This is a genomic window from Marinobacter sp. L-80, assembly GCF_056859395.1.
The window spans coordinates 1-2,181 of sequence record NZ_JBSXOI010000029.1; the positions used below are offsets into that span (position 1 = coordinate 1).

Annotated in this window: 2 protein-coding genes; both read left to right on the forward strand. The window is 52.5% G+C overall.

What is annotated here, in order from left to right; all coding sequences use genetic code 11:
- Positions 1 to 949 precede the first annotated feature (949 nt).
- Positions 950 to 1,468 (forward strand): lipid A deacylase LpxR family protein, encoded by a 519-nt coding sequence (locus tag AC13E3_RS00970; RefSeq protein WP_254775559.1) that lies wholly within the window; start codon positions 950 to 952, stop codon positions 1,466 to 1,468.
- A gap of 109 nt (positions 1,469 to 1,577) precedes the next feature.
- On the forward strand, positions 1,578 to 1,787 hold the full coding sequence (locus AC13E3_RS00975; RefSeq protein WP_413540227.1) for a hypothetical protein: 210 nt from the start codon (positions 1,578 to 1,580) through the stop codon (positions 1,785 to 1,787).
- Positions 1,788 to 2,181 lie beyond the last annotated feature (394 nt).

The window sequence follows — 2,181 nt, forward strand, 5'->3', positions numbered from 1 at the left end:
CGATCTTTACCAATCCAGGCCTGGGCGTCCCACAGGGCCAATTCGTTGTCGCCGTCACGCTGGTATTCCATCCGGTCAAACAGAACCTGGCCAAACACCTGGTTGTCGTGTATCGGCAGCGTCCAGTCCGGTTCGGCCTGAGAGGATTCGAACCTCTGACCTCTGCCTCCGGAGGGCGCCGATTGGGGTCGGTTTGGAGTGAGGTCGGTGGGTCTAAATCGTTGTTCGTCAGTAACTTGCAGGCTGGACGGAAGTTCAAAAAAGTTCTGTTAACACCGCTAGTTACACGTTTTATCCCAAGTTTGGGCACGCATTTGTCAGGTTGGAGATGGCTCTACCTGGACAGAATGACCACTGCCCCAGCTGCTTAATTTCTAGCTTTACAGTTTACTATGCGAACTTCAAGCTCAGAAAAAATGTCTGGTTTTAACTGTCCGAAATTGGACAGTTGTCGAGCGGGATAGTCCGAGAGTCCGCCTGTAGAAAGCTATATTTTGCGAGAGAGTATCACCCATCGGCACTCGTTAACAGTCAAGGGTTGGCCGCATCAGAGGTTATCAAGAGTAACGGGCGGGATTCGGCAACCACAGCTGACACTCGGGGCGATTAGTGTAGAGTTCAGACTACCAATAGCTAAAGAGCCAGTATCTGTCAGGTCGATTGACTACAGCTGAACTTTTCCAAGTAATCGGGTGTTCTTATCTCGTCCGGCGGCACGTTAATCCGGAAGAGCTGACTGCGTCGATGGGAGGGAGCTAGAAAAGCGAGGGAAAGCGACTTAGTCTGCACATCTGATTGAGTGGCCGTTGTAACGGTATGACTCGACATAGGCCATGCTTGTTAACTCTTGTATCAACCGGAGAGACTGGATTTGAGTTGTCGCTGCGGATGTGCCCTCCTGCTGTTTTTCGTCATTAGTGTTTTCCCAACCAGCCTGAAGGCTGAAGTCGTGAACCTGTCCTGGGATAACGACCTGCTTACCGGAACCGATCGCGGCTATACAAACGGGGTACGCTTTTCGTATCTGACAGACACCGCTGACGAGAACGATGGAAAGTCGGCAAGATTTGCCCGGATTCTGCGTGATGAGCTGCGCTTTCTGCCAGGTATTGGAACTGCTGATTCAAAGCAGGCGGTAAGCCTGAGTTTGCGGCAATTCATGGTTACGCCTGAAGATATTACGGTTGAAGATCCGCAGTTCGACGACATTCCCTATGCCGGCCACCTGTCGCTCAGCGGCACACTATGGAGCTGGAACGCCGATACGATTACCGGCTTTGGTGCTCACATTGGTGTTATTGGGCCCGAAAGCGGTGCCGAGTCGGTTCAGAAATGGGTGCACAAAGCCACGGGAAGCGACAAGCCGCAAGGGTGGGGGAATCAGCTTGGAACCGATGTGGTGGGTGGCATACAGGCTGCGCATGGCCGAAAACTCCTGCAACTCGGGCAGGGCGGCAACATTGAATAGCGTTTGTCTGTGATCGGATCCGGACTACGCTGGTACATCCTCAACCATCGCTTTGCCGGGCTCGTTCAAGGATTCAGGCAGTAGCTGGTCAGTATATGTGGGGCTGGGTGTGGAGTATGTAGGCTATTCCTACATCGACGACAATGCCGGGGCTTATCGTTTCGACGAAGGGCCGCTGATTGGTCGGCTTGGTCTGGGCGCTATCTGGCAGTGGGATCACCTGCTGGCCGCGGTCACATTGCGTGCCTCGACCAGCGAAGACGAGCGCCATAAAGACAACTTCAGCTTTGGAACACTGTCAGTTTCTTGGGCAATATAGAAAGGTCGGTTTTGACCGTTGCTTACGGGATGTGGTGGCGCTTGTTCCCGCTGTTAAACAAAAGCGGACATTCGCGACTCTCCACTGCGAGCCGGTTTTTGATCCAGTCTTGAAGAACGATGAACCGCTTCAATGGTTCGGCAATGCAAAACCATTAACGAAAAGGCAGCCCCATTTGTTCATGAAAGCTGTTCATACGCAGTATTTGAGTATGAATCCGTGAACCGTTCTCGTTAGTTTGGTTGTAGGAAGCTCAGCCAAGCCTTCCAAGAACTGGAAACGTCGACAACATCCATGACGCGAATAGAGTCATCTGACCGGTGAGCACCAACACGCCCATGACAACGAGTACCAGGCCTGCAAACACTCTCAGCAGTCGACTCCAGCGACTGAG